The organism is Mycobacterium sp. (assembly GCF_002863225.1).
Taxonomy (GTDB): domain Bacteria; phylum Actinomycetota; class Actinomycetes; order Mycobacteriales; family Mycobacteriaceae; genus Mycobacterium.
In genome coordinates this window covers 55,622-77,805 of record NZ_PKEK01000005.1, presented here as the reverse complement: position 1 = coordinate 77,805, position 22,184 = coordinate 55,622, and the positions used below count along the sequence as shown (strand labels likewise).

The 22,184-nt window shown below is 67.0% G+C and carries 22 protein-coding genes and 1 tRNA gene; 11 read left to right on the top strand and 12 right to left on the bottom strand.

Going from position 1 to position 22,184, the window contains the following annotated elements:
• The 3 genes from CYU59_RS00770 to CYU59_RS00760 form a co-directional block, all read right to left on the bottom strand.
• Positions 1 to 228, bottom strand: a 228-nt coding sequence (locus CYU59_RS00770) for a WXG100 family type VII secretion target (protein ID WP_292974808.1), incomplete at its 3' end; no start/stop codon positions are given.
• Between the two features lie 64 nt (positions 229 to 292).
• Positions 293 to 1,480: a PPE family protein gene (locus tag CYU59_RS00765; RefSeq protein WP_292974807.1), complete on the bottom strand. Its 1,188-nt coding sequence runs from the start codon at positions 1,478 to 1,480 to the stop codon at positions 293 to 295.
• 54 nt (positions 1,481 to 1,534) lie between these two features.
• Positions 1,535 to 2,434, bottom strand: a complete 900-nt coding sequence (locus CYU59_RS00760; protein ID WP_292974806.1) for a PE domain-containing protein — start codon at positions 2,432 to 2,434, stop codon at positions 1,535 to 1,537.
• A 240-nt stretch (positions 2,435 to 2,674) separates the two neighbouring features.
• Between CYU59_RS00760 and CYU59_RS00755 the strand changes: the two genes are divergently transcribed.
• Positions 2,675 to 2,748, top strand: a tRNA-Leu gene (locus CYU59_RS00755).
• A gap of 55 nt (positions 2,749 to 2,803) precedes the next feature.
• Here CYU59_RS00755 and CYU59_RS00750 read toward each other — a convergent pair.
• On the bottom strand, positions 2,804 to 4,015 hold the full coding sequence (locus tag CYU59_RS00750; protein ID WP_292974817.1) for a class I SAM-dependent methyltransferase: 1,212 nt from the start codon (positions 4,013 to 4,015) through the stop codon (positions 2,804 to 2,806).
• A gap of 447 nt (positions 4,016 to 4,462) precedes the next feature.
• Here CYU59_RS00750 and CYU59_RS00745 point away from each other — a divergent pair, with 447 nt between their 5' ends.
• From CYU59_RS00745 to CYU59_RS00725, 5 genes are all read left to right on the top strand, one after another.
• Entirely contained in the window at positions 4,463 to 5,512 is a 1,050-nt protein-coding gene (locus CYU59_RS00745; RefSeq protein WP_292974805.1) for a YncE family protein, read from the top strand.
• Between the two features lie 115 nt (positions 5,513 to 5,627).
• The gene (locus CYU59_RS00740) at positions 5,628 to 7,259 is read left to right on the top strand and encodes a long-chain fatty acid--CoA ligase (protein WP_292974804.1); all 1,632 of its coding nucleotides are present in this window, start codon (positions 5,628 to 5,630) and stop codon (positions 7,257 to 7,259) included.
• 10 nt (positions 7,260 to 7,269) lie between these two features.
• Positions 7,270 to 8,328, top strand: coding sequence for a dihydrodipicolinate reductase (locus CYU59_RS00735; RefSeq protein ID WP_292974803.1), 1,059 nt, complete (start codon positions 7,270 to 7,272; stop codon positions 8,326 to 8,328).
• Between the two features lie 11 nt (positions 8,329 to 8,339).
• Positions 8,340 to 9,209, top strand: a complete 870-nt coding sequence (locus CYU59_RS00730; protein ID WP_292974802.1) for a class II glutamine amidotransferase — start codon at positions 8,340 to 8,342, stop codon at positions 9,207 to 9,209.
• Positions 9,206 to 10,063 (top strand): patatin-like phospholipase family protein, encoded by an 858-nt coding sequence (locus CYU59_RS00725; protein WP_292974801.1) that lies wholly within the window; start codon positions 9,206 to 9,208, stop codon positions 10,061 to 10,063. Before CYU59_RS00730 ends, CYU59_RS00725 begins: the two co-directional genes overlap by 4 nt.
• 11 nt (positions 10,064 to 10,074) lie before the next feature.
• Here CYU59_RS00725 and CYU59_RS00720 read toward each other — a convergent pair whose 3' ends face one another.
• The gene (locus CYU59_RS00720; protein ID WP_292974800.1) at positions 10,075 to 11,088 is read right to left on the bottom strand and encodes a patatin-like phospholipase family protein; all 1,014 of its coding nucleotides are present in this window, start codon (positions 11,086 to 11,088) and stop codon (positions 10,075 to 10,077) included.
• Between the two features lie 73 nt (positions 11,089 to 11,161).
• Positions 11,162 to 11,596 (bottom strand): lipoprotein LpqV, encoded by a 435-nt coding sequence (gene lpqV, locus CYU59_RS00715; protein ID WP_292974799.1) that lies wholly within the window; start codon positions 11,594 to 11,596, stop codon positions 11,162 to 11,164.
• A 117-nt stretch (positions 11,597 to 11,713) separates the two neighbouring features.
• Between lpqV and CYU59_RS00710 the strand changes: the two genes are divergently transcribed.
• Complete coding sequence (locus tag CYU59_RS00710; RefSeq protein WP_292974798.1) at positions 11,714 to 12,301, top strand: cysteine dioxygenase family protein; 588 nt, start codon at positions 11,714 to 11,716, stop codon at positions 12,299 to 12,301.
• Positions 12,298 to 12,684, top strand: a complete 387-nt coding sequence (locus tag CYU59_RS00705; protein WP_292974797.1) for a rhodanese-like domain-containing protein — start codon at positions 12,298 to 12,300, stop codon at positions 12,682 to 12,684. The genes CYU59_RS00710 and CYU59_RS00705 overlap by 4 nt, the downstream gene beginning before the upstream one ends.
• A gap of 12 nt (positions 12,685 to 12,696) precedes the next feature.
• Here the strand turns inward: CYU59_RS00705 and CYU59_RS00700 are convergent, their stop codons facing one another.
• The 4 genes from CYU59_RS00700 to CYU59_RS00685 form a co-directional block, all read right to left on the bottom strand.
• The gene (locus tag CYU59_RS00700; protein ID WP_292974796.1) at positions 12,697 to 12,939 is read right to left on the bottom strand and encodes a hypothetical protein; all 243 of its coding nucleotides are present in this window, start codon (positions 12,937 to 12,939) and stop codon (positions 12,697 to 12,699) included.
• A 111-nt stretch (positions 12,940 to 13,050) separates the two neighbouring features.
• On the bottom strand, positions 13,051 to 14,787 hold the full coding sequence (locus CYU59_RS00695; RefSeq protein ID WP_292974795.1) for an alpha/beta-hydrolase family protein: 1,737 nt from the start codon (positions 14,785 to 14,787) through the stop codon (positions 13,051 to 13,053).
• A complete protein-coding gene (locus CYU59_RS00690) occupies positions 14,723 to 15,499 on the bottom strand; it encodes an enoyl-CoA hydratase (RefSeq protein ID WP_292974794.1) in 777 nt (258 codons plus the stop codon). Before CYU59_RS00690 ends, CYU59_RS00695 begins: the two co-directional genes overlap by 65 nt.
• An 11-nt stretch (positions 15,500 to 15,510) precedes the next feature.
• The gene (locus CYU59_RS00685) at positions 15,511 to 16,548 is read right to left on the bottom strand and encodes an enoyl-CoA hydratase/isomerase family protein (protein ID WP_292974793.1); all 1,038 of its coding nucleotides are present in this window, start codon (positions 16,546 to 16,548) and stop codon (positions 15,511 to 15,513) included.
• A gap of 207 nt (positions 16,549 to 16,755) precedes the next feature.
• Between CYU59_RS00685 and CYU59_RS00680 the strand changes: the two genes are divergently transcribed.
• Both CYU59_RS00680 and CYU59_RS00675 read left to right on the top strand, forming a co-directional pair.
• Positions 16,756 to 17,607 carry a Bax inhibitor-1/YccA family protein gene (locus CYU59_RS00680; RefSeq protein ID WP_292974792.1) on the top strand — a complete coding sequence of 284 codons (852 nt, stop codon included), beginning with the start codon at positions 16,756 to 16,758 and terminating at the stop codon, positions 17,605 to 17,607.
• 158 nt (positions 17,608 to 17,765) lie between these two features.
• The gene (locus CYU59_RS00675; RefSeq protein ID WP_292974791.1) at positions 17,766 to 18,632 is read left to right on the top strand and encodes a DUF559 domain-containing protein; all 867 of its coding nucleotides are present in this window, start codon (positions 17,766 to 17,768) and stop codon (positions 18,630 to 18,632) included.
• A 40-nt stretch (positions 18,633 to 18,672) separates the two neighbouring features.
• Here the strand turns inward: CYU59_RS00675 and CYU59_RS00670 are convergent, their stop codons facing one another.
• On the bottom strand, positions 18,673 to 19,890 hold the full coding sequence (locus CYU59_RS00670) for an acetyl-CoA C-acetyltransferase (RefSeq protein WP_292974790.1): 1,218 nt from the start codon (positions 19,888 to 19,890) through the stop codon (positions 18,673 to 18,675).
• Between the two features lie 68 nt (positions 19,891 to 19,958).
• Positions 19,959 to 20,900, bottom strand: a complete 942-nt coding sequence (locus CYU59_RS00665; protein WP_292974816.1) for an SGNH/GDSL hydrolase family protein — start codon at positions 20,898 to 20,900, stop codon at positions 19,959 to 19,961.
• A gap of 225 nt (positions 20,901 to 21,125) precedes the next feature.
• On the opposite strand from CYU59_RS00665, the gene CYU59_RS00660 reads away from it, so the two are divergent.
• Positions 21,126 to 22,178 carry an alpha/beta hydrolase gene (locus tag CYU59_RS00660; RefSeq protein WP_292974789.1) on the top strand — a complete coding sequence of 351 codons (1,053 nt, stop codon included), beginning with the start codon at positions 21,126 to 21,128 and terminating at the stop codon, positions 22,176 to 22,178.
• Positions 22,179 to 22,184: the final 6 nt, after the last annotated feature.

The following is a 22,184-nucleotide window of genomic DNA, read 5'->3' as shown; positions in this document are numbered from 1 at the left end:
GTCACGCACGCTGTGCAGCATGTTGACGATGTTGCGGAAGGCCGTGTTCATCTGGCCCATGGTGTCGTAGGAGGTGGCCTGAGCCATACCGCTCCAGCTGGCCCCGGCGATGTTCTGGCTCGACGCCCACATCTTGCGGGCCTCGTCCTCGACGGTCTGGGCGTGGACGTCGAAACGGCCTGCCATGGCCCGCATCTCGTGCGGGTCGGTCATAAAGCGTGTGGGCATGATTTTCTCCTTATTGATCCGGAATATCTGGTACAGGGCGGCGGCGTCGCTGTCCTGCTGATTCTTAGATGAGCACCTTCGGCATGACCTTGGGCTTGACGCCGTAGCGCGGCCCGCTCAGGCCCATTCCGCCCTTGCCCGCGGATGCCATGCCGGGCATGATGCCCGGCGCTCCACCGGTACCGGTCGCGCTCGCGTCGGCGGCTGCGGTCCAGCCGCTGCCGGACAGCACACTCTCGTTGGCGGCGAGGGTGACGGGCGCATTGGCGGCCCAGCTCGTAGGCACCGACATCCCGCCGACGGAGCCCGCAGAGCCCATTCCGGCCAGCGTTGCGCCGCCCAGTCCGGACGACGAACCTGCCAGCGTCGTGCCGAAGCCCAACCCCGCACCCAGCGGTGTGACATCGCCGATCGTGACACCGAAGGGAGCGTTGCCTATGAAGTGGTTAATGAGTGCGACGTTGCCGATGGCATTCATCATCATCCACGACGCTGTAACATTGGCGGTGTTGATGGAGTTTGCCACCATCGGGACGCCGAACAAGCCCTGGATAGAGTCGTAGAGGTCCGTGATCGGGCTGGCGGCCGCTGCGCTGGCCGCCGGGTTGGCGATTGAAGACAGCGAGTTTTGCAGATTGCCGAGTAAACCGTTGAGTCCTGACGACGTGGCGTCACTATTGACCGCGCTGCTGACCGCGGCACCTTGTGCTTCCGCTCCACCGGGGTTTGTGTTTTCGGCCGGCGGAGTCAGCGGCGACAGTTGCGCGGCGGCTGCGGAGGCGCCGGCATACCCGAACATCGCGGCCGCGTCCTGCGCCCAAAACTCGGCGTACATGGCCTCGTTAACCGCGATTGCTGGCGTGTTCTGGCCTAAAACGTTTGTCGCGACCAGCACTGCGAGCTGGGCCCTATTGGCGGCGATCACCGGAGGTGGAATCACCGCCGAGAACGCCGCCTCATATGCCGCTGCCGACGAGGTGGCCTGGATGGCGGCCTGCTGCAGTTGCGCAGAGGTGGTGTCCAGCCACTCGATGTAAGGCTGGGCGGCGGTGGCCATGGCCGCCGAGGATGGGCCCTGCCACTCGGAGCCGAGCTGAGAGATCACCGAGTCGTAGGCCGAAGCGTTCGTGGCCAATTCTGCGCCCAGGCTGCTCAACGTCGAGGCGGCAGCGATCATTGGCCCTGCTCCCGCGCCGGCATACATCAGTGCGGAGTTGATCTCCGGCGGTCGTGCTGCGAAATCAAGAACCATTTCTCTTCAATCCCGTCTTCTCGTTAACCGATTGCGGTTGGTGTGTGGTGGTTCTCAGGTGAGTGTCGGCTTAGGCAACGCGGGCATGACCTTTGGCTTGACGCCATAGCGTGGAGCGCCAAAGCTCGAGCCGCCACGGCCGCCGTTGGCGACCGCAGGCATCCCGGCGATCCCGTTCGTCATGCCACCAGTGGTTGGCGCGCCGGCGGTGAAGCTCTGCGACGCCAATGTGGCGGGCGCGCCGGTCAATGAGATGCCGGCTCCGCCGGCCCAGCTCGGCGGTACCGAGAGGGCGCCGATGGAAGATCCTCCGCCGGCCGACGCCAGTATCGGCGCGCCGCCCACCGCGCCGCCGCCTATGCCAGGCGCGGGTACGACGTTACCGGCCAAGGCGGTGCCCAGGCCACCGATGTCGGCGCCCGCGGTGGCGGGGCCGGACAACGCGGTGAGCAGACCGCCGCCGAACATTCCGAACAGGTCCGAAGCGGCGGACGCATAGTTACCAACCTGAATGTTGCCGAGGTTGGCCAGGTTGCTGTTCAGGGGCGAGCTGCTCAAAGTAGTGGTCACGCCGTTGATCCAGCCGGCCAGGCTCTCCACCGGGTCGGTGGCCGCGGTGCTCGCGGCGGACGACCCAGCGCTGGCCAAGGAGCTGGCAGCGGCGCCGGCCTGATTGGCGGCTTCGGTCTCTAAGTAAGAGCCGGAGCTTTGGTTCATCAGGTTCACAAACTGCTGGTGGATAGCCTGAGCCTGGGCGCTGACCGTTTGGTAGAGCTTCCCGTAGGTCGAGAACACCCCTGCCTGCAAAGTTGACACCTCGTCAGAGGCGGCAGGAATCAGATCGGTGGTCGAGGTCGCTGCGCCGCTACTTTCCGCGGCAAACGAGTTACCGATCCCCTCAAGCTGTTGCGCGGCTGCCGCGATCGCCGCGGGCTGCGTGTTGACGAAGGCCATCTAAGTCTCCTGGTTAAAACCGACTCCGTACGGCAGTCGGCCACGGTGATTAATACAAAGGTGTCGGCCGGGCGTCGCTGGCGTCCATGCGGTTAACCTTGGCCGAGCCGCGGTCGCCTTGCCCAGCGGGTTAATGGCTTCTTAACAAGCACGGCCAAACTTTTAACACTTCTCGTTCACCATCCTGCGATAACGGGTGCGCGATGGAATCTGGCGTTAACACGCTAGATTCGTCGCTGGGCCCCCATAGCCCAATTGGCAGAGGCAGCGGACTTAAAATCCGCCCAGTGTCGGTTCGAGTCCGACTGGGGGCACCGAATAGTCCGTCGCGGCTCAGAGTGTGGTCCCGGTCACAACGAGCGGCCTTTGTTACCCATTCAAAGCCACCGCGACGAAGTCCAAACGCCACAGCGACTGAAACAGGTTGCGGCCGAACCGTTCCAAATCTGCGGTACTAACCTGGTTTGGGACCTCATGCCGAGCCACTTCCGCTGCGATGGCCCGGATTGTGCGGCGACCGTCGACATTTCGGGTGAACGCCAGTTGGGCCGGGTTGAGACGCACGCGTCCGGCCGGCCACAGTGCTTCGTCGCCTTCAACGCGGCATCTCATCCGCATCACAGGTGCGTAGTCCAAGCCCCCAGGCGCGGAGAAGTCAATGCTGTAGCTGGCTTTCGGCCGCTCGGGCCGGCACGCCATGAAGAAGTGGCAGCCGTTCAACGTTTGCACTCGTTCCATCACCGACCAGATTTTGTTCTCTGGCAATGCATTAACCGCCGGCAAAAAGCTGTTCGTTGGTGCGAAAAGGTCGTGCGGATAATACGGCGTCTTTTGGAACCACCCCTGAAACACTAAACCGGCCGAATCCACCAGATCGAGGCAGTCGTCGACGGTATAGCTGCGCGCGCGACCGTGCAAAAAGGTGTCCACCAGAGCGGCATCGTCGCGCAGATCGTGCGCAATCTTGAGGTAGCTCTGAATCGGGTGGTCTGCAGGCAAGGTCGCCAGAGTGTCCTTGACCAGCTGGACAGATATTTCATCTTGGCGCAGATCTAAATCGCGAAAAACCGATTCGAGGAACTCGACTCCGATGCGTCCGTACTTGGCGTAGAGCATCAAGGCCATCACCCCATCGGGCCGCAGGCATCCGGCAAGCGCCTTCAGACCGGCCAGCGGATCGGCCATGTGATGCAGGACGCCGGTCGACACCACTAGGTCGAACTGGCGTCCGAGCGTCGAGACTTCTTCGATCGGAAGCAGATGCAGTCGCAGATTGTGCAGCCCGTGCCGGTCCTTCAGGTACTGCTGGTGATCCAGCGACGGCTGGCTGATGTCGACCGCCACGACGTTTGCGCCCGGGTTGTTGAATGCGAATACCGCTGCCTGATTGGTGCCGCACCCGCCGATCAGGATGTCGAGGTCGGGACGGTAGTCGCGGTCGGGCCACAGCACCCGATGGGCGTGCGCAGGGTCGAACCACTCCCAGTCGGTGGTGGTCCAGGCGGCGAGGTCGGCGATGGGGGGCGGATAACGCCACCGCTCGTACTGGCGGCTGACCACGTCGTCGCGTGCGTCGCCCACCTCGGGATTATGGGTCACCCCCGGCGTGCGGGCAACGCGACGATCTGCGGGCGTGTCGAACACTTGTGATATCGGACTCTTTTGCAAGAAACAATAAGAAAACTGCCGTCGATCGTCGCTGTCGTCCAAGATTCGTTTCAGCTTCGCGCAGAGCAGGAACTGCCTGGCGAAATGGGTTGCTGTGTTTGCTCTCTGAGGCCAGATGCACCAGTTCGTATGTATTGCTTAAGGACGCCCTGAGTTAACCGAGTGACCCGGGCGACAATCGATGAATTCACGCGATCCCTGGGCAATTGCAGCCGTTAGACTCGGCGGAACCTGCGCCTGAGGCGCTGACGAGCAGGGATCTGAGAGCGCTGCCCGCGGAAACATCGAGACGCGATATGCGTTTCCCGCTCAGACGCCAAACGTCCGTCCAGCGGACCAACAAGTAAGGCTGGTAGCACTGTGAGCGATGTAGCTCCCGAGTTGAACGAGGCCAAAGGATTCTCGGCGATCGGCGCAATCAACGCCGGTCGCGGAGCGGTCAGCGGTATCGCCGTCAGCTCCGACGGTGCGCGGCTGACGGTCACCCACTACGGCGACGACAGCGTCTCGCTGGTCCACACCGCCGATGGCGTCGCGGCGCTGACGGTGACCGACGTCGACGAGCCGACCGCCGTTGCCATGTTCGGCCACCGTGCCTACGTGAGCAGCGTGTCCACCGCGCAGGACGAGATCCTGGTGTTCGACACATACTACGAGCGGATCGTCGCGACCCATCCGGTGGCGTTCGGCGTGACCGACTTGGCGGTGAGCCCGAACGGACGCTACGTCTATGCCGGGCGGACCGGTGCCGACGGTGTCGGCGTCGCCATCCTCGACACCGCGGCCGGCACCCAGCAATTCCTTGCCATCGCAGCCGCCACCGTCGACTGCGTGCGGGTCAGCCCGGACGGCCGGCGTCTCTACGTCGCGGCCAACAGTGCGGCCACCGCGCAGCTCGTGGTGATCGACACCGACCGCCACCGCGTGGTCGGCACCGTCGAAATCGGTTCGCCCATCCGGGATATCGCGCTCAGCCCGAACGGTGCGGTCGCCTACGTGGGCAGTTGCGGTCCCGACTTCGGTACCGTGCTGGACGTCGTGGACGTCAGGGACCCACGCAACTCGGCGATCAACGCGACGTACAAGATCGGCGACGCCGCAGGCGCACTCGCACAGCTCAAAGTCAGCCGTCAGGGCGAGCGGGCCTACCTGGTCGGCGATCGACATGTGACCGTGTGGTCCACCGTGACTCAGGACGTGCTCGGCAGCATCACCGTCGGCGACCAGCCGTCATGTGTGGTCGAGAGCCCGGACGGCCTGCGGCTGTACGTCGCCGACTACGCCGGCACGGTCACCGAGTTGACCATCACCGCGACCGCGGCCGGTGCGCTGACGTCGGACGACGAGTCGGCCGCGCCGTCCGGGTGGGCTTTCACCGACCTGCTGATGCTCGAGCCGACCCTGGCGTAGCCGCCGCATCGCCGCATGGCGGTTGACCCGGCGTGCAATGATCGGCCACGAGGGTTGGTGGTGGCGGGCCGGCCCGGTTAGGTAGCCAAGCGGCGCAACCTGAGGCGGTCGATCGATGCTCAGCACCATGCACAACTTTCCCCTGACGATCACCTCAATCCTGCGACACGCCATTCGCGTTCACGGAGCCCGCAAGGTATTCACCGCGACCGGTGACGGCTACCGGGAGTGCAGCTATGCCGAGCTCGGTGAACGGGCCGCTCAGCTGGCGAATGCGTTGCGGCAGTTGGGTGTCGGTGGCGACGAGCGGGTTGCCACCTTCATGTGGAACAACGCCGAGCACCTGACGGCCTACACGGCGGTGCCGTCGATGGGGGCGGTGCTGCACACGCTGAACATCCGGTTGTTCCCCGAGCAGATCGTCTTCGTCGCCAATGAGGCCGAAGACCGGGTGGTGCTGATCGATGTGTCGCTGGTCAACCTGCTGGCGCCGATCCTCGGCGAGCTCGAAACCGTTCACACCGTGATCGCGGTGGGCGACGGCGACATCTCCGCGCTTGAAGGATCGGGCAAGACCGTGCTGCGCTATGCCGACGTCGTCGACAACGAACCGACCGAGTTCGATTGGCCGGAGGTCGACGAAAACTCTGCGGCCGCAATGTGTTACACCAGCGGGACGACCGGCAACCCGAAAGGGGTCGTTTACAGCCACCGCTCGAGTTACCTGCACACGATGGCGATCTGTACCAGCAACGGCATCGGTGTCGGTTCCAGCGACTCGGTGTTGCCCATCGTGCCGATGTTCCACGCCAACGCCTGGGGCCTGCCCTACGGCGCGCTGATGGCCGGCGCCGACCTGGTGCTGCCCGATCGGCACCTGGACGCCAAGTCGCTGGTCGACATGATCGAGACACTGCGCCCCACGATCGCCGGTGCGGTGCCGACCATCTGGAACGACGTCATGCACTACCTGGAGAAGAACCCCGACCGCGACGTGTCCTCGCTGCGCATCGTGCCCAGCGGCGGCTCAGCGGTGCCGGTGTCGATGATGCGTGCCTTCGAGGAGCGCCACGGTGTTCAGATCCGCCAGCTCTGGGGCATGACCGAGACGTCGCCGACGGCCACCATGGCCTGGCCGCCACCGGGCACACCCGAGGAGCAGCACTGGACGTTCCGGGCGACCCAGGGCCAGCCGCTGTGCGGTGTGGAGGCCCGGATCGTCGACGACGACGGCCGGGTGCTGCCCAACGACAACGAGGCCGTGGGCGAGGTGGAGGTCCGTGGCCCGTGGATCACCACGTCGTACTACAAGGGCCACGACGACTCCAAGTTCGACAATGGCTGGTTGCGCACCGGCGATGTCGGACGCCTCGACGAACACAGCTTCATCACCTTGACCGACCGCGCCAAAGACGTGATCAAGTCTGGTGGGGAATGGATTTCGTCGGTCGACCTGGAGAATGCGTTGATCGCGCATCCCGACGTGGTCGAGGCGGCCGTGGTGGCGGTTCCCGACGAGCGTTGGCAGGAGCGGCCACTGGCGGTGGTCGTCGTCGATGAGGGCGCGGGCGTGAGCGCCGACGATCTACGAAAGTTTCTGTCCGACAAGGTTGCCCGTTGGTGGCTGCCGGAGCGGTGGACGTTCGTCGACGAGATTCCCCGCACCAGCGTCGGCAAGTACGACAAGAAGACGATCCGATCTCGCTACGCCGACGACGTCTACGAGGTCAGCGAAGCGCGAGATTGAGAGGGCAGTCATGAGCCTGCGGGTCGTGCAATGGGCAACGGGGTCGGTGGGCGTGGCCGCGATCAGGGGCATTCTCGAACACCCCGACCTGGAGCTCGCCGGATGCTGGGTTCACTCGGAAGCCAAGAGCGGCAAGGATGTCGGTGAGATCGTCGACTGGTCGCCGCTCGGGGTGACCGCGACCAACGACGCCGAGGAGATTCTCGCGCTGGATGCCGACGCGGTGATCTACGCCCCGCTGCTGCCCAACGCCGACGAGGTCGCGGCGTTGCTGCGCTCCGGCAAGAACGTGATCACACCCGTCGGCTGGTTCTACCCGGGCGACAAGGAAGCCGCTCCGCTGGAGGAAGCCGCCAAAGCCGGCAACGTCACCCTGCACGGCGCCGGTATCGGCCCGGGCGCGGCGACCGAGCTGTTTCCGCTCCTACTGTCGGTGATGTCGACCGGCGTGAATTTTGTTCGCGCCGAGGAGTATTCCGACCTTCGGACCTACGGTGCGCCGGACGTGCTGCGCTACGTGATGGGTTTCGGTGGCGAACCGGACAAGGCACTGACCGGGCCGATGCAGAAAATCCTCGATGGTGGATTCTTCCAGTCGGTTCGGTTGTGTGTGGACAAGATCGGCTTCGACGCCGATCCGCAGATCCGGACCTCGCAGGAGGTGGCGGTGGCGACCGGGCCGATCGACTCGCCGATCGGAGTGATCGAAGAGGGTCAGGTGGCGGGCCGCCGATTCCATTGGGAGGCGCTGGTCGGCGACACCGCCGTCGTACGGATCACGGTCAACTGGTTGATGGGGGAGGAGAACCTGGATCCGCCCTGGTCTTTCGGGCCGGGTGGTGAGCGCTACGAGATCGAGGTCCGTGGACACCCGGACACCTTTGTCACGATCAAAGGGTGGCAGCCGGAGAGCGTGGCCGCGGGGCTGAAGAGCAATCCCGGAGTGGTCGCGACGGCGGCGCACTGCGTCAACGCCGTCCCGGCGACCTGCGCTGCCGCCCCCGGTATCCAGACGTTCTTCGACCTGCCCTTGATCACCGGCCGCGCGGCCCCCGGGCTGGCACGGTAACCTGCTCACCGATGTGCCGACTCTTCGGGCTCCACGCCGGGACCAACGTTGTGACCGCGACCTTCTGGTTACTGGACGCGCCGGACAATCTCGCCGAGCAGAGCAGGCGTAACCCGGACGGCAGTGGGCTCGGGGTCTTCGACGGCCAGGGCCGTCCGCAGGTGTACAAGCAGCCCATCGCGGCGTGGCAGGATGCCGAATTCGCAACTGAAGCACACGATCTGACCGGAACCACCTTCATCGCCCACGTCCGCTACGCCACCACCGGCTCACACGACGCGGTCAACACCCACCCGTTCCTGCAAGACGGCCGCATCTTCGCGCACAACGGCATCCTGCAGGGTCTCGACGTTCTCGACGCGCGGCTGCGTGAAGTGGGCGCCGCCGATGTGGTGAAGGGGCAGACCGACTCCGAGCGGGTGTTCGCGTTGATCACCGCATCGATCCGGGCGCGCGACGGCGATGTGGGGACCGGCCTGGTCGACGCGATGCGCTGGCTGGCCGACAACGTGCCGATCTATGCGGTCAACATCCTGCTCAGCACCGCCACCGATCTGTGGGCGTTGCGCTACCCGGAGTCGCACGAGCTCTACGTCTCGGATCGCCGCAAGTCGGCTGCGCAGCATCGGTTCCATCTGCGCACCAACCGGATTCGCGCCGACTCGCATACTCTGCACCAGCAGCCGTCGGTGGTGTTCGCCACCGAGCCGATGGACGATGCCGAGCGCTGGCGCCTGCTCGAGCCGGGTGAGCTGGTGCACGTCGATTCCGCGCTGCAGGTCACGCGGGACCTGGTGCTGCCGGATCCGCCGCGACACTTGCTGCGCATCGAGGAGCTGAGCCCCGCAGCCCGGGCGTCACTGCACCCGGCGGCTCGATGACGAGTCAAGCGCTGGTCCTGGGCGGCGGTGGCGTCGCCGGAATCGCTTGGGAGACCGGGATTCTGCTCGGCATCGCCGACGAACAGCCCGCCGCCGCGCGGGCACTGCTGGATTCGGCTGTGCTGCTGGGCACTTCGGCCGGCTCGGCGGTCGTCGCGCAGATCAGCAGTGGCGTGGATCTGCTGGAACTGTTCGAGCGGCAGATCGGTGAAGCATCGCCCGAAATCGATCCCGGCGTCGAAATCGAGGACATCGCCGATCTCTTCCTGGCCGTCGTTGCGGATCCTGAAGCGACGCTGATGGAGCGGCGACAGCGCATCGGCGCGGTGGCGCTGGCCGCCACGACGGTGGCCGAGCCGGTCCGACGCGAGGTGATCGCGCAGCGGTTGCCCCGCCATGACTGGCCCGAACAGGCGCTGTGGATCACCGCTGTCGACATCGACACCGGTGAGTTGGTGGTGTTCGATCGCGACTCCGGCGTGGATCTCGTCGACGCCGTTGCCGCCAGTTGCGCGGTGCCGGGCGCGTGGCCCGCGGTGACGATCGGCGATCGGCGCTTCATGGACGGCGGCATCGGCAGCACGATCAACCTACATCTGGTCGAAGAGTTTTCCGCAGCAGCGGTTTTGGTGCCGGCCGGGGTGTCGGCACCGTCGGCGTTCGGAGCCGGGGCGGCGTCCGAACTCGTCGAATTCCGCGGCGAGGTGCTCGGCCTGTTCGCCGACGACGAGTCGATTGCCGCGTTCGGGCCCAATCCGCTGGATCCGCGCTGCCGCCCGGCGTGCGCTGAGGCCGGCCGCGTGCAGGGACGGCGGGAAGCCGCAGGGGTCGCGGCCTTTCTGGGAGTCGGGTAGCGCGCCGTGGCTCAGGTGACGCGGCGGTGCACGTCGACGGTGTCCAGCGCCGTCGACGCCAATTCCTGTCCGACGTCGATCACCTCGGCGGCACGGTGGAATTCGAGGCTTCGGCACGCCGAGCGCGGCACCTCGATCAATAGATCCGGCGGGTAGGCCGCCAGCGTGTGGCGGGCCAACGCCGCCTGGGCGATGTCGATGGTCCGGTTCATCACCTCGAAGCTGCCCAGCTTGGGCACCTCGGGTTCGACGGAAAAGTCCGCGGCCGGCCCGTCGGCCTCGTCGGCGTCGTCCGGGCCGGACGCCCCGAACCGGCTCAGTACCGATCGCGCCGTCGGCGAGTCGAACAGGGCCGACGTGCTGCTCAGCACACGGTTGAGCCACTCACCCGACGACCGCGGCTCCGGCTCGGGCTCGTCGCCGGTCTCGCTGCCCGACAGGCTGACCGCGATGGTCAGGTCGGCGTTGACGGCGGCGATCGGCGCCATCGGCAGCGGATCGAGGATCCCGCCGTCGGCCAGCAACCGTCCACCGACGACGTACGGCGAGATGACTCCCGGAATCGCGATGGAAGCCCGGATCGCCTCGTCGACCGGCCCGCGCTGCAGCCAGACCGACTTTCCGGCCAGCAGATCCGTTGCCACCGCGGTGTAGGGAATCGGCAGTTCTTCGATTTTGACGGCGCCGAGGATGTCACGCACCGCGTCGAGAATCTTCTCGGCCCGCAGCACGCCGGCCGCGGTGAGCGTCGGATCGAGCAGCCGCAGGATCGCGCGCTGCGTCAAAGACCTTGCCCAATCGGCGAATTCGTCCAACCGATCCGCCGCCTGCAACCCGCCGACGAGCGCGCCCATCGAGGAGCCCGCCACCCCGACGATCTGGTAGCCGCGATCATGCAGCTCGCGGATCACCCCGATGTGGGCGTATCCGCGGGCCCCGCCGCTGCCGAGCGCGAGCGCGACCGTGGGGCGAGGCGCGTCCAGTAGCCCCGGTCCCTGCTCGGCCGTGATGTCTGGGTCGGTCATGGCTCCATCTTCGCCTGCCCGGCCCGGGTTTTATCAATCGTGATCCGAACTGCGGCCTCGGCCTGTGCGCCCCTCAGCCGCATTCGTTCTCGGCCGCGGCGCGGGCCGCGACGATCACTCCGGCCTGTCGTGCCAGCGGCAATGCGGCCCAGGCGATGTTCCAGGTGCCCGGCCCGACCGCGCCGGGTGTCTGGACGGCCGCCAGGTAGCGCTCGGTGAGCGTCCCGTGGTCGCCGGGGTGGCCCTGCATCCACACCGTCGCCGCATGACACGCCTGGTAGTACTCCTCTTCGGTGGAGTGCGCAGGCACGTCGATCTTGGTCGTGACACCCGCGGGAGAGGTCGCGACCGCGCCGGGCGCAACCGGTGCCGGCACGGCGACGCTCGACGGAGTCGCGGCGCCCGGAGTGGCTTTCGGCCCGCCCGACGAGCATCCGGCGGCGGCGCACGCGACGCCCAGAAGTGCGGCCGCGCCCCACGTCAAGGGAACAGTTGGGCGGCGCCGCATCAGCTCAATCTATGCAAGACTGGCGGCCGTGATGCAGCGAACGCGGTTTTGGGAGTGTTGTCGGCCTTCTTAGCCGCCGCCCCCTCAATACGCCCGTTCGCTCTGGAGTCTTCCTGCATGCTTTCTGCACACGTCGCGCCCGCGCCCGTCCTGCCTCGGCCATCGCGGCTGCGATCGGTTCCCGGGCCGACCCGGCTGCGCCTGGCCGACCTCCTGCACCTCACCGATCGGACCGCTGACGACGTGCTCAGCGGCCGCTATGACCACGTTGTGCCGCCGGGCGGAGTGCCCACCGACGACCGCTGGTTCGCCCGTTTGCACGGCGACGACGAGGTCGACGTCTGGCTGATCAGCTGGGTGCCGGGGCACCGTACCGAGCTGCACGACCACGGCGGATCGCTCGGCGCTGTCACGCTGCTGTCCGGCTCGCTGGACGAATTCCGTTGGGATGGAGACCAATTGCGCTGCCGGCGACTTCAGGCCGGTGATCAGGCCGCTTTCCCGCTGGGCTGGGTGCACGACGTGGTGTGGGCGCCGACCGGCCCGCGCGCCTCGGTGGCGGCGCTGTCCGGCCCGCAGGAGCCGTCACTGAGTGTGCACGCCTATTCGCCGCCGCTGACCGTGATGTCCTACTACGAGGTGACCGACGAACATCGGTTGCGGCGCAAGCGAACTGAGTTGACCGATCAGCCGGAGAAGTCGTGAGCCGGATCGACCACGTGCTTGAGTCGGCGCGGGCGGGATTGCGTCGCCTGACCGCCGACGAAGTTCCCGCGGCACTGCGCCGCGGCGCGCTGCTTGTCGACATCAGGCCGCAGGCCCAGCGCACGCGTGAGGGTGAACTGCCCGAGGGTCTCCGGCCGCTCGTCATCGAGCGCAACGTGCTGGAGTGGCGCTGCGATCCCACCAGCGACGCCCGACTGCCTGAAGCCGTCGGCGATGACGTCGAGTGGGTGGTGCTGTGTTCGGAGGGCTACACCTCGAGCCTGGCCGCCGCGGCGCTGCAGGAACTCGGACTGCACCGCGCCACCGACGTGGTCGGCGGCTACCACGCGCTGGCTAACGCCGGCGTCCTTGGTTCGGCCTAGCCCCGGCCGGGTTCAGCCGCCCCCTCCGCCTCCGCCGGAATCGCCGCTGACCCACCAGTCGTTCGCGTCGTTGGGGTTGTAGTACTCCCCATGCGGTGGAGGCGGAGTCGGGTCGTTCGGCGGATCCGCCGGCGCCGGGGCGACGCTGTGCGCCACGTCCGACGCGGCCGCCGCGCTAGCGGGCAGGCTCACCGCGCAGACAGGCAGGGCGGTCAACGCTCCGGCCACCACGATCTTGGCAAACGTCCGAGTCATCGCCCACTCCCTCCGCGGGATCGCTATCCATGGATCGTGCCACCGACCGCTGGGCAAACTCAGGGACAACGCAAAACCGGGGGCATACTCACAGCGCCCGTTCACCTGGCGTTAGCCGTCGCTGGCGTGCAACAGCGGACGCAGCCGGCTGGTTTTGTCCGGAGACCACCCCGGCGGCTGCAATACCGCCGCCCACCCGTCCGCGACATCGCCGACGTAGTCGTGGCCGTGCCCGTCCGGAACGTCCTGCGCGACCGCCATATCGGCCGAGATCTGCAGGAACGTCACTACCGGGATCCACGTCGTCTCGGGAAGGACGTCGTAACCGCGCCGTTGGCGCAACCAGTCCGGCTCGCTGAACAGCAGACCGGGGTGCCACCACGCGATCGGGTCGGACGCATGCTGCAGATAGACTACTCGTGGTGTATCCCATTGCGGGCCAGGCCGATTCAGGTCAGCGGCACGCGCTACGAAGCGGACGTTGTGGCCGCGGTCGTAGATCGGCAACCATTCCGGGGAGCCGCGGTCGCGAGTCGCGGTCAGGTCGGTCCAGATGGTGTTCTTGAACGTCGGTCCGGAGAACAGTGCGCCGTCGGTGCGGGCCAGCACGTTGTTCAGGCTCAGGAACGGGGCTTCGCCGCCGAACGAGCCCAGGCTCTCGCCGAACACCACCAGCTTGGGCCGCTGCGCCTCCGGCAACCGGCGCACCAGCCGGTCGACGGCCTCGAACAGCGCCTGGCCGGCATGCCGGGCGTTCTCCTTGTCCACCAGGAACGACAGCCAGCTCGGCAGGAAGGAGTACTGCATGCTGACGACCGCGCTGTCGCCGTTGTACATGTACTCCAGCGCGTCGGCTTCGGCCTCGTTGATCCAACCCGTGCCGGTGGTGGTGCCGACCGCGATCACCGCCCGTTGTAAACCGCCCGCGCGCTGCAACTCTCGCGCGGCCAGCTCCGCTGTGGCGGTGATGCCGTCGGCGGAGTTCAGCCCCGCGTACGCCCGGATCGGCTCGGTCGCGGGCGCGCCGTTGAAGGTCGTGAGCTGCTTGACGCTGGGTCCGCCGCGGATGAAGATGCGGCCCTGATGGCCCAGTGACTCCCAGGACACCAGCGACTGCGGCCCACCGGACCGCAGCGGTGTCCGGGGCGCGGCGGTGTCGGGATCCAGCTCGTCGTTGACGGCGGCGAAAGTGTTGTTCATGGTCCGCATCGCGAACTTCACCACGACGCCGTTGAGCAACGCGATGGTCAGCACGACCAGCAACGACACCACGATCACCGCCGAAACCCGCGGCGGTGCAAAGCGATCCAGCCGCAAATCCAGGAAGTGGATCAGCCGGCGGGTCAGCTGGCCGGCCTCGACGATCCCGAACAGCACGATCAACGACAGCGCCGTCGTCAGCGGATAGTCCATCCGCGCAAGGTGTTTGACGCCCATCAGGTCGCGCACCCGGTCCTGCCAGACGTGGAACCACACCACCATCGCGATCATGCCGACCGCGCCGACGGCGATCAGGACGCGCCAGGCCAGCCGCGGCGCGGGAGGGCTGGTGTCCTGCGACCGCATGAAGCGGACCAGCCACACCGCGAAAACCCCGATCGCGTATCCGGTCGCGCCGGCGATCCCACTGACCAGACTCTGGAACAGCGGTCCGCGCGGCAGCAGCGACGGCGTCATCGAGAACCAGATGAACACCAGTCCGACCGCGGTGCCGGTGAAGGTGTAGTGCCTGACCCACCAGGCGCTACGGCGCGGCGGCCCCGACCCGCTCACCGGAAAGTCCTCAGCGGTGGGTGAAGTTCGGTGGCCGCTTCTCGACGAACGCCGCCATGCCCTCGGACTGGTCATCGGTCGCGAAAGCCGAATGGAACAGCCGTCGTTCGTAGAGCAGGCCTTCGGTGAGGGTGGACTCGAAGGCCCGGTTCACCGCTTCCTTGGCCATCCGCGACGCCGACCGCGACATCTGCGAGATCGTGGTGGCGACGGCCTTGGCCTCGGTGAGCAGATCGGCCGCCGGCACCACGCGCGACACCAGGCCGCTGCGCTCGGCCTCGTCGGCGTTGATGTTGCGGCCGGTCAAGATCAGGTCCATCGCCTTGGCTTTGCCGATGGCCCGGGTCAACCGCTGCGAGCCGCCCATGCCGGGCAGCACACCCAGCTTGATCTCCGGCTGGCCGAACTTCGCGGTGTCGGCGGCGATCAGCACGTCACAGATCATCGCAAGCTCACAGCCGCCGCCGAGGGCGTATCCGGCCACCGCGGCGATCGTCGGCGTGCGCACCGCGGCGAGCTTGGCCCAGGGTGCGAAGAAGTCGGCGTCGAACACCTCGGAGAACGTTTTGCTCGACATCTCCTTGATGTCGGCACCGGCGGCGAAGGCTTTCTCCGAGCCGGTGATGATGATCGCTCCGATGCCCGGATCGCTGTCGAATTCTGAAGCCGCGGAAGTGACTTCGTCCATCACCTGGCTGTTCAGCGCGTTGAGCGCCTTCGGCCGGTTGAGCGTGATCGTGCCGACGCGGTCGTCCCGCTCGACCAGGATCGTCTCGTAGGTGGTCATCGCTAGCCTTTCTAGAACTTCAGTTCGTCGTCGACGGGTGCGAAGTAGGCCTCCACGTCCGCCGTGGTCACGTCCGCCAGCGAGGCCGGCGACCATTTCGGGTTGCGGTCCTTGTCGACCAGTTGGGCGCGGATGCCCTCGACCAGGTCGTGCGAACGCAGCGACGCCGAAGACACCCGATAGTCCTGGGCGAGAACGTCTTCCAGCGTGTCGAGCTTTCTCGCGCGCTGGACCGCCTCCAGCGTCACCGACAACGCGATGGGGGAGCGGGAGGCGATCAGGTCAGCGGCTTCGTTGGCCGCGGCGGCACTGTGGCTGCGCAACGCTGCGACGATGTCGGCCACAGTGTCGCCGGCGAAGCATTCGTCGATCCAGTCGCGTTGTGCAACAAGGTTACTGGGTGGCGGCTCGATGGCGTGGGTGGCGATCGCCTGCTCGACGCCGTCGTCGGCGATGGACTGGGTCAACGCGTCGAGTTTGTCGTGCGGCACGAAGTGGTCGGCGAAACCCAGGGCGATGGCGTCGGCACCGGAGAACGGAGCGCCGGTCAGGGCGGCGTGCAGCCCCAGCGACCCGGGGGCGCGGGAAAGCAGATACGCCCCGCCGACGTCGGGGATGAAGCCGATGCCGACCTCGGGCATGGCCACCTTCGACGTGTCCGTCACCACCCGGGTGTTGGCATGCGCGCCGACGCCGACGCCGCCACCCATCACGATCCCGTCCATCAGCGACACGTAGGTCTTCGGGAAGCTGCCGATCTGTGCGTTCACCAGATACTCGTCGTGCCAGAACTTCCGCGCCTCGGCACCGTCGGCGCGCGCGCTGTGATAGATCGCCACCACGTCACCGCCGGCGCACAGCCCGCGTTCACCGGCCCCGGCGAGCACCACGGCGCTGACGTCGGGGTCCTGTTGCCACTGCGTCAGGGCCGCGCCCAGCCCGTCCACCATGTTCTGGTTCAGCGAGTTGATCGCCTTGGGGCGGTTGAGCGTCAGAAAGCCGATGCCGTTGTCGACACGGCGCAAAATGTCGTCGGATTCGTCCGTCACGCGCGCAGTCTCCCTCAGTGAATATTCTTTGAATTCCTGGTCGAGTGCTGGTCGGGGCCTGACTGGCAATCTAGATCGTTACCGCGGTGGGGATGCCCGCGGGTAAGGTTTATCTGGAGTAGGCCCGCAGGGAACACCGCTGGACTACCGTTCGTTGATCAGTTGTTCGCGCAGTTCTCAATCCACAGCTCACGAGAGGATCCGACGGTGCGGGAGACCAGTAACCCGGTATTTCGCTCGCTGCCCAAGCAGCGTGGCGGATACGCGCAGTTCGGGAGCGGCGTCGCGGGCGCCGCGACCCAGTCAGTTCATCAGGCTGACCCATATGCTCCGTACGCCGACCAGCGGTCCGGTGTTTCGCGCCCGCTGACCATCGATGACGTCGTCACCAAGACCGGGATCACCCTGGCAGTGCTGTCGGCCGTCGCGGTCGTCTCGTACTTCATGGTCCAGGCCAACCAGGCCCTGGCCACCCCATTCACCTTCGTCGGCGCGTTCGGCGGCCTGGCGATGGTGATGATCGCGACGTTCGCCCGCAAGCAGGACAACCCGGGGATCGTGCTGACCTATGCGGCGCTGGAGGGTCTGTTCCTCGGAGCCATCTCGTTCCTGCTGGCCAACTTCTCGGTGTCGAGCACCAGCGCCGGGGCCATGATCGGCCAGGCCATCCTGGGCACGCTCGGTGTGTTCGTCGGAATGCTCGTGGTCTACAAGACCGGTGCCATCCGGGTGACGCCGAAGTTCACCCGCATGATGGTGGCCGCCATGTTCGGTGTGCTGGCCATGATGCTGGGCAACCTGCTGCTGGGCATGTTCGGCGTCGGCCACGGCGAAGGCCTGGGTCTGCGCAGCGGCGGTCCGCTGGCGATCATCTTCTCGCTGGTCTGCATCGGCCTCGCGGCGTTCAGCTTCCTGATCGACTTCGACGCCGCCGACCAGATGATCCGCGCCGGGGCGCCGGAGAAGGCCGCGTGGGGTATCGCACTGGGCCTGACCGTCACCCTGGTCTGGCTCTACATCGAGATCCTGCGGCTGCTCAGCTACCTGCAGAACGATTAGCTGTAGACATCAGAAAGGCCGGCACGCATTGCGTGCCGGCCTTTTTGATGGCGTCGAAAACTCAGTTGACTCTGCGCCAGCGGCGAAGGTGACCCGCAGTTCGGTGCCATGGACGCAGAGTCAATGGCGATGTCGGTGGGCGCTGCCACCATCCGCGCATGAAGCCGTGTCCTGAGCCATTCGTCGGTAGCGAGGCGCTTGACGCCGAGGTGCTCACCAGATACGAGCTGCGCCGCTTTTACCGCGCGATCATGCCGAACGTCTACATCGACAAGCGCGCCGAGCTCACTCTGAGTCGGCGCACGGTCGCGGCCTGGCTGTGGTCTGGGCGCGAGGCGGTGATCGCCGGTGCAGCCGCGGCGGCCACGCACGGAAGTCGGTGGGTCGATGACGATGTGGCGATCGAACTGGTATGGCGCAACGCGAGAGCACCGCAGGGTGTCGTCACGCGTAACGATCTGCTGCTAGACGGTGAGACACAGCGCTGCGAGCCCTTCTGGGTGACGACACCGGAACGCACCGCGTTCGATATCGGTCGGCGCGCATCGCTGCAGCGGGCTGTGGTCGGGCTCGACGCCCTCGCGGCGGCAACCGATTTCAAAGTGCGCGATGTCCTGGAACTGGCCGGCAATCATGGTCATACGCGCGGCCTCCGTCAGCTCGAAGCCGCACTCGACCTAGTCGACGGCGGAGCCCAGTCACCGAGGGAAACCTGGCTGCGGCTGGTGTTGCTCAACGCTGGTTTTCCGCGGCCGCGAACACAGATCCCGATTCTCGGAGCGGACGGGTACTGCCGCTATTTCCTCGACATGGGTTGGGAGGAGGAGATGCTGGCCGTCGAGTACGACGGCGGACAGCATTGGACTGATCCGGCCCAGTACGCCTACGACGTGGCGCGACAGGAGTACTTGGCCGAGATCGGCTGGACCATCGTGAGAGTGGTATCGCGACACCGCGCCCAAGACGTCGTTCGCCGTGTTCAGCGGGCGTGGGAAGCGTTGACTCTGCGCCCGCGGCGGAGGTGACTCGCACTTCGGCGCCGTGGACGCAGAGTCAACAGCGGACTCAGTTGAGCCGCTCGATGATCAACGCCATGCCCTGACCGCCGCCGACACACATGGTCTCCAGACCGAACGTCTTGTCGTAGGTCTGCAGGTTGTTCAGCAGCGTGGTGGTGATCCGGGCGCCGGTCATCCCGAACGGGTGGCCCAGGGCGATCGCGCCGCCGGACACGTTCAGCTTGTCCTCGTCGATGCCCAGCTCGCGGGCCGAGCCGAGCACCTGCACGGCGAAGGCCTCGTTGATCTCGAACAGGTCGATGTCCTTGACCGACAGGCCGGCGCGCTGCAGGGCCTGCTTGCTCGCCTCGATCGGACCCAAGCCCATGATCTCCGGCGAGAGGCCGCTGACCCCGGTGGCCACAATGCGGGCCAGCGGCGTCAGGCCGAGTTCCTTGGCCTTGGTGTCGCTGGTGATCACCACCGCCGCGGCGCCGTCGTTCAGCGGGCAGGCGTTGCCCGCGGTGACCGTGCCGTTGGGCCGGAAGACCGGCTTGAGCTGGCTGATCTTCTCGTAGGTGGTGCCGGCGCGCGGCCCGTCATCGGTGCTGACGGTGGTGCCGTCGGGCAGCGTGACCGGGACGATCTCCCGCTCGAAGAACCCGCTCTTGATGGCTTCCTCGGCGCGGTTCTGGCTGCGCACGCCCCAGTGGTCCTGGTCTTCGCGGCTGACGCCGGTCAGCAGAGCGACGTTCTCGGCGGTCTGGCCCATCGCGATGTAGACGTCCGGGATGTTGCCGTCGGTGCGCGGGTCGTGCCACTCGTCGGCGCCGGCTGATGCGGCGACCGAACGTTCCTGGGCCTCGTCGAACAGCGCGTTCTTGGTGTCCGGCCACGAGTCGGCGCTGCCCTTGACGAACCGCGAGACGGTCTCGACGCCCGCCGAGATGAACGCGTCACCCTCGCCGGCCTTGATCGCGTGGAACGCCATCCGGGTGGTCTGCAGTGACGACGAGCAGTAGCGGTTGACCGTGGTGCCGGGCAGGAAGTCGTAGCCGAGCTCGACGGCGACCGCGCGGGCCAGGTTGTAGCCGGCCTCGCCGGCGGGCTGACCGCAACCCAGGATCAGGTCGTCGATCTGGTGCGGGTTCAGGCCCGGCACCTTGTCCAGCGCGGCGCGCACCATCTGCGCGGCCAGGTCGTCGGGCCGCACGTTGACCAGCGACCCCTTCATCGCGCGCCCGATCGGCGAGCGGGCAGTTGAAACAATGACGGCTTCCGGCATGACGGCTCCATTTCGGGGTGTGGTCTGGTCCCGAATCTAGCGCTGAGCGACGGCGAACCGTTAACGGGCTAGCCGGAGGTGGTCGCCACTATCGGCGCCGGCACTCCGGTGGTGGGCCGCCGCCACAGCCGGGAGAACAACCGCAGCATCGAGTAACCCGGCCCGGCTTCGGTGGCTGTCGACGACGGCAAGGCGGGCACCGGCTGGCCGGCAAAGTCGCCGAGCGCGTGGCACAACGCGGGCAGCAGCTGGCTGGCGGCCAGCGCGTACCCGGCGGCCGACGGGTGGAACTGGTCGTCGGACAGCATCAAATGCGGCGAATGCCGGAACTCGTCATTGACCAGCGAGGCCAGCGGCACCGGAACGCCCCCGGCCGAGCGCACCGCGCCGGATTGCGCGCGGGCCAGTCGCAGCCCGAGGGTGCGCACGGTCCAGCGCAGCGGCTGTGGAATCGCTTTGACCACACCGAAATCGGGGCAGGTCGCCACGACGACCTCGGCGCCGCTGGCACGCAGCCGTCGCACCGCTGCGCCGAGGCGCCGGGCGGAGGCGCCGATGCCGTTCAAGCGGGTGACGTCGTTGGCGCCGATCAGGATCACCGCGGCGTCCGGCGGCGGGCCGGCCACGAACATCGCGTCGACCTGTCCGGACAGGCCCTTGGACGTGGCGCCCACAATCGCCTTGGTGCTCAACCGGATCCGCTTGCCGCTCTGCTCGGCCAGCCCGCGGGCAATCAGCACGCCGGGCACCTCTTCGGCGGTGCGGCAGCCGTAACCGGTGGCGGTCGAGTCGCCGAAGATCATCAGGTGCAGATCGAAGTCCATGCCGCGTTGCCAGCGCTGCACCGGACCGCCGCCCGCGGTGTAGACGCCGTCGGCGCGGGGAGGAACGTCCCACGATTTCGGGATCAGGGTGCGCGCCTTCGCGGCCTGCCCGATCAGCAGGTTTCGCGCCCCCACATAGGCGGTGCCGGTCGATGCCAGCGCGCCCGCTGCGGCCAGCGCGACCATCGAACCCCGCGGTGCGCGTCGTACCACGCCGACCAGTTTAGGTGCCCGCGAGCCGGCCGTCCGGCAGCCCTGCTCTTGCGCCATCACGGGCCGGATCAATGTTGATATCGAATCAGACTCTTTGATTGTTGAAACTATTTAAAGTGTCAAGCTAAGTACTTCGGGGTTGGCTGACCGCCTGGACACCCCGTCGACATGCACTACAACGGCGTAGGAGTGTTGAGCATGACCGCACCGAGCAAGGTTTCGGGTTCGCCCCGGGCCGCACTTCGTGCCCGTGACGTGTTGCGGGCCCGCAGGTTTCCCCTCAACGACGGTGTGCCCGTCGAGGTCATCGAGAGCGGGCCCAGCCTCCCCGGCATGGTGGCCGCGCTGGCCTGCCGGCTGACGATCCGCCCCGCTCTCGGCGTAGTCAGCTACATCCCGCACGTCCCGTTCCCGTTCGGCGTGCTCGACTTCGCCTGCCGGGCGCTTCTTCCCGGGCCGGGCACCGTGCGAACCACCGTCGAGCTGCCGCACTGCAACGCACAGTTGGTGCGCGCGCCGGGCGTACTGCCGGCCGACGGCAAGCGACGGGTGGTGCTGTACCTCCACGGCGGCGCCTTCCTGACCTGCGGGGTCAACTCGCACGGCCGAATCGTCAACGCGCTGTCCAAGTTCGCCGACGCCCCGGTGCTGGTGGTCAACTACCGGCTCATCCCGAAGCACTCGGTCGGCCAGGCCCTGGACGACTGCCACGACGCCTACCGCTGGCTGCGGCTGCGCGGCTTCGCGCCGGACCAGATCGTGGTGGCCGGCGACTCTGCGGGCGGATACCTGGCCCTCGCCCTGGCGCAGCGCCTCCAGCAGGCTCACGAGGAGCCGGCCGCTCTGGTTGCGATCTCGCCGCTGCTGCAGCTGGCCAAGGAGCCCAAGCAGGCGCACCCGAACATCAAGACCGATGCGATGTTCACCGCCAAGGCATTTGACGCGCTGCTCACCCTGGTCGCCAAGGCGGCCCGCAAGCACGTGGTCGATGGGCGGCCCGAGCAGCTCTACGAGCCGCTGGACCATGTCGAGCCGGGACTGCCCCAGACGTTGATCCACGTGTCGGGGTCTGAGGTGCTGCTGAACGACGCCCGACTGGCCGCCCAGGCCCTGGCGGCCGCCGGCGTTCCGACCGAGGTGCGGGTCTGGCCCGGGCAGATCCACGACTTTCAGCTCGGCGCCCCGATCATCCCCGAGGCCACGCGCTCGCTGCGGCAGATCGGCGAGTACATCCGCGATGCCACCGGTTAGGTGAGG

Excerpts from the sequence above, each read along its gene's own strand:
- CYU59_RS00700 (WP_292974796.1), bottom strand. The coding sequence starts at position 12,939 with ATGACTCGGACGTTTGCCAAGATCGTGGTGGCCGGAGCGTTGACCGCC.
- lpqV (WP_292974799.1), bottom strand. The coding sequence starts at position 11,596 with ATGCGGCGCCGCCCAACTGTTCCCTTGACGTGGGGCGCGGCCGCACTT.
- CYU59_RS00740 (WP_292974804.1), top strand. The coding sequence starts at position 5,628 with ATGCTCAGCACCATGCACAACTTTCCCCTGACGATCACCTCAATCCTG.
- CYU59_RS00710 (WP_292974798.1), top strand. The coding sequence starts at position 11,714 with ATGCTTTCTGCACACGTCGCGCCCGCGCCCGTCCTGCCTCGGCCATCG.
- CYU59_RS00675 (WP_292974791.1), top strand. The coding sequence starts at position 17,766 with ATGAAGCCGTGTCCTGAGCCATTCGTCGGTAGCGAGGCGCTTGACGCC.
- CYU59_RS00665 (WP_292974816.1), bottom strand. The coding sequence starts at position 20,900 with ATGGTCGCGCTGGCCGCAGCGGGCGCGCTGGCATCGACCGGCACCGCC.
- CYU59_RS00690 (WP_292974794.1), bottom strand. The coding sequence starts at position 15,499 with ATGACCACCTACGAGACGATCCTGGTCGAGCGGGACGACCGCGTCGGC.
- CYU59_RS00760 (WP_292974806.1), bottom strand. The coding sequence starts at position 2,434 with ATGGCCTTCGTCAACACGCAGCCCGCGGCGATCGCGGCAGCCGCGCAA.
- CYU59_RS00735 (WP_292974803.1), top strand. The coding sequence starts at position 7,270 with ATGAGCCTGCGGGTCGTGCAATGGGCAACGGGGTCGGTGGGCGTGGCC.
- CYU59_RS00730 (WP_292974802.1), top strand. The coding sequence starts at position 8,340 with ATGTGCCGACTCTTCGGGCTCCACGCCGGGACCAACGTTGTGACCGCG.
- CYU59_RS00660 (WP_292974789.1), top strand. The coding sequence starts at position 21,126 with ATGACCGCACCGAGCAAGGTTTCGGGTTCGCCCCGGGCCGCACTTCGT.
- CYU59_RS00695 (WP_292974795.1), bottom strand. The coding sequence starts at position 14,787 with ATGACCAGTCCGAGGGCATGGCGGCGTTCGTCGAGAAGCGGCCACCGA.
- CYU59_RS00720 (WP_292974800.1), bottom strand. The coding sequence starts at position 11,088 with ATGACCGACCCAGACATCACGGCCGAGCAGGGACCGGGGCTACTGGAC.
- CYU59_RS00670 (WP_292974790.1), bottom strand. The coding sequence starts at position 19,890 with ATGCCGGAAGCCGTCATTGTTTCAACTGCCCGCTCGCCGATCGGGCGC.
- CYU59_RS00725 (WP_292974801.1), top strand. The coding sequence starts at position 9,206 with ATGACGAGTCAAGCGCTGGTCCTGGGCGGCGGTGGCGTCGCCGGAATC.
- CYU59_RS00765 (WP_292974807.1), bottom strand. The coding sequence starts at position 1,480 with ATGGTTCTTGATTTCGCAGCACGACCGCCGGAGATCAACTCCGCACTG.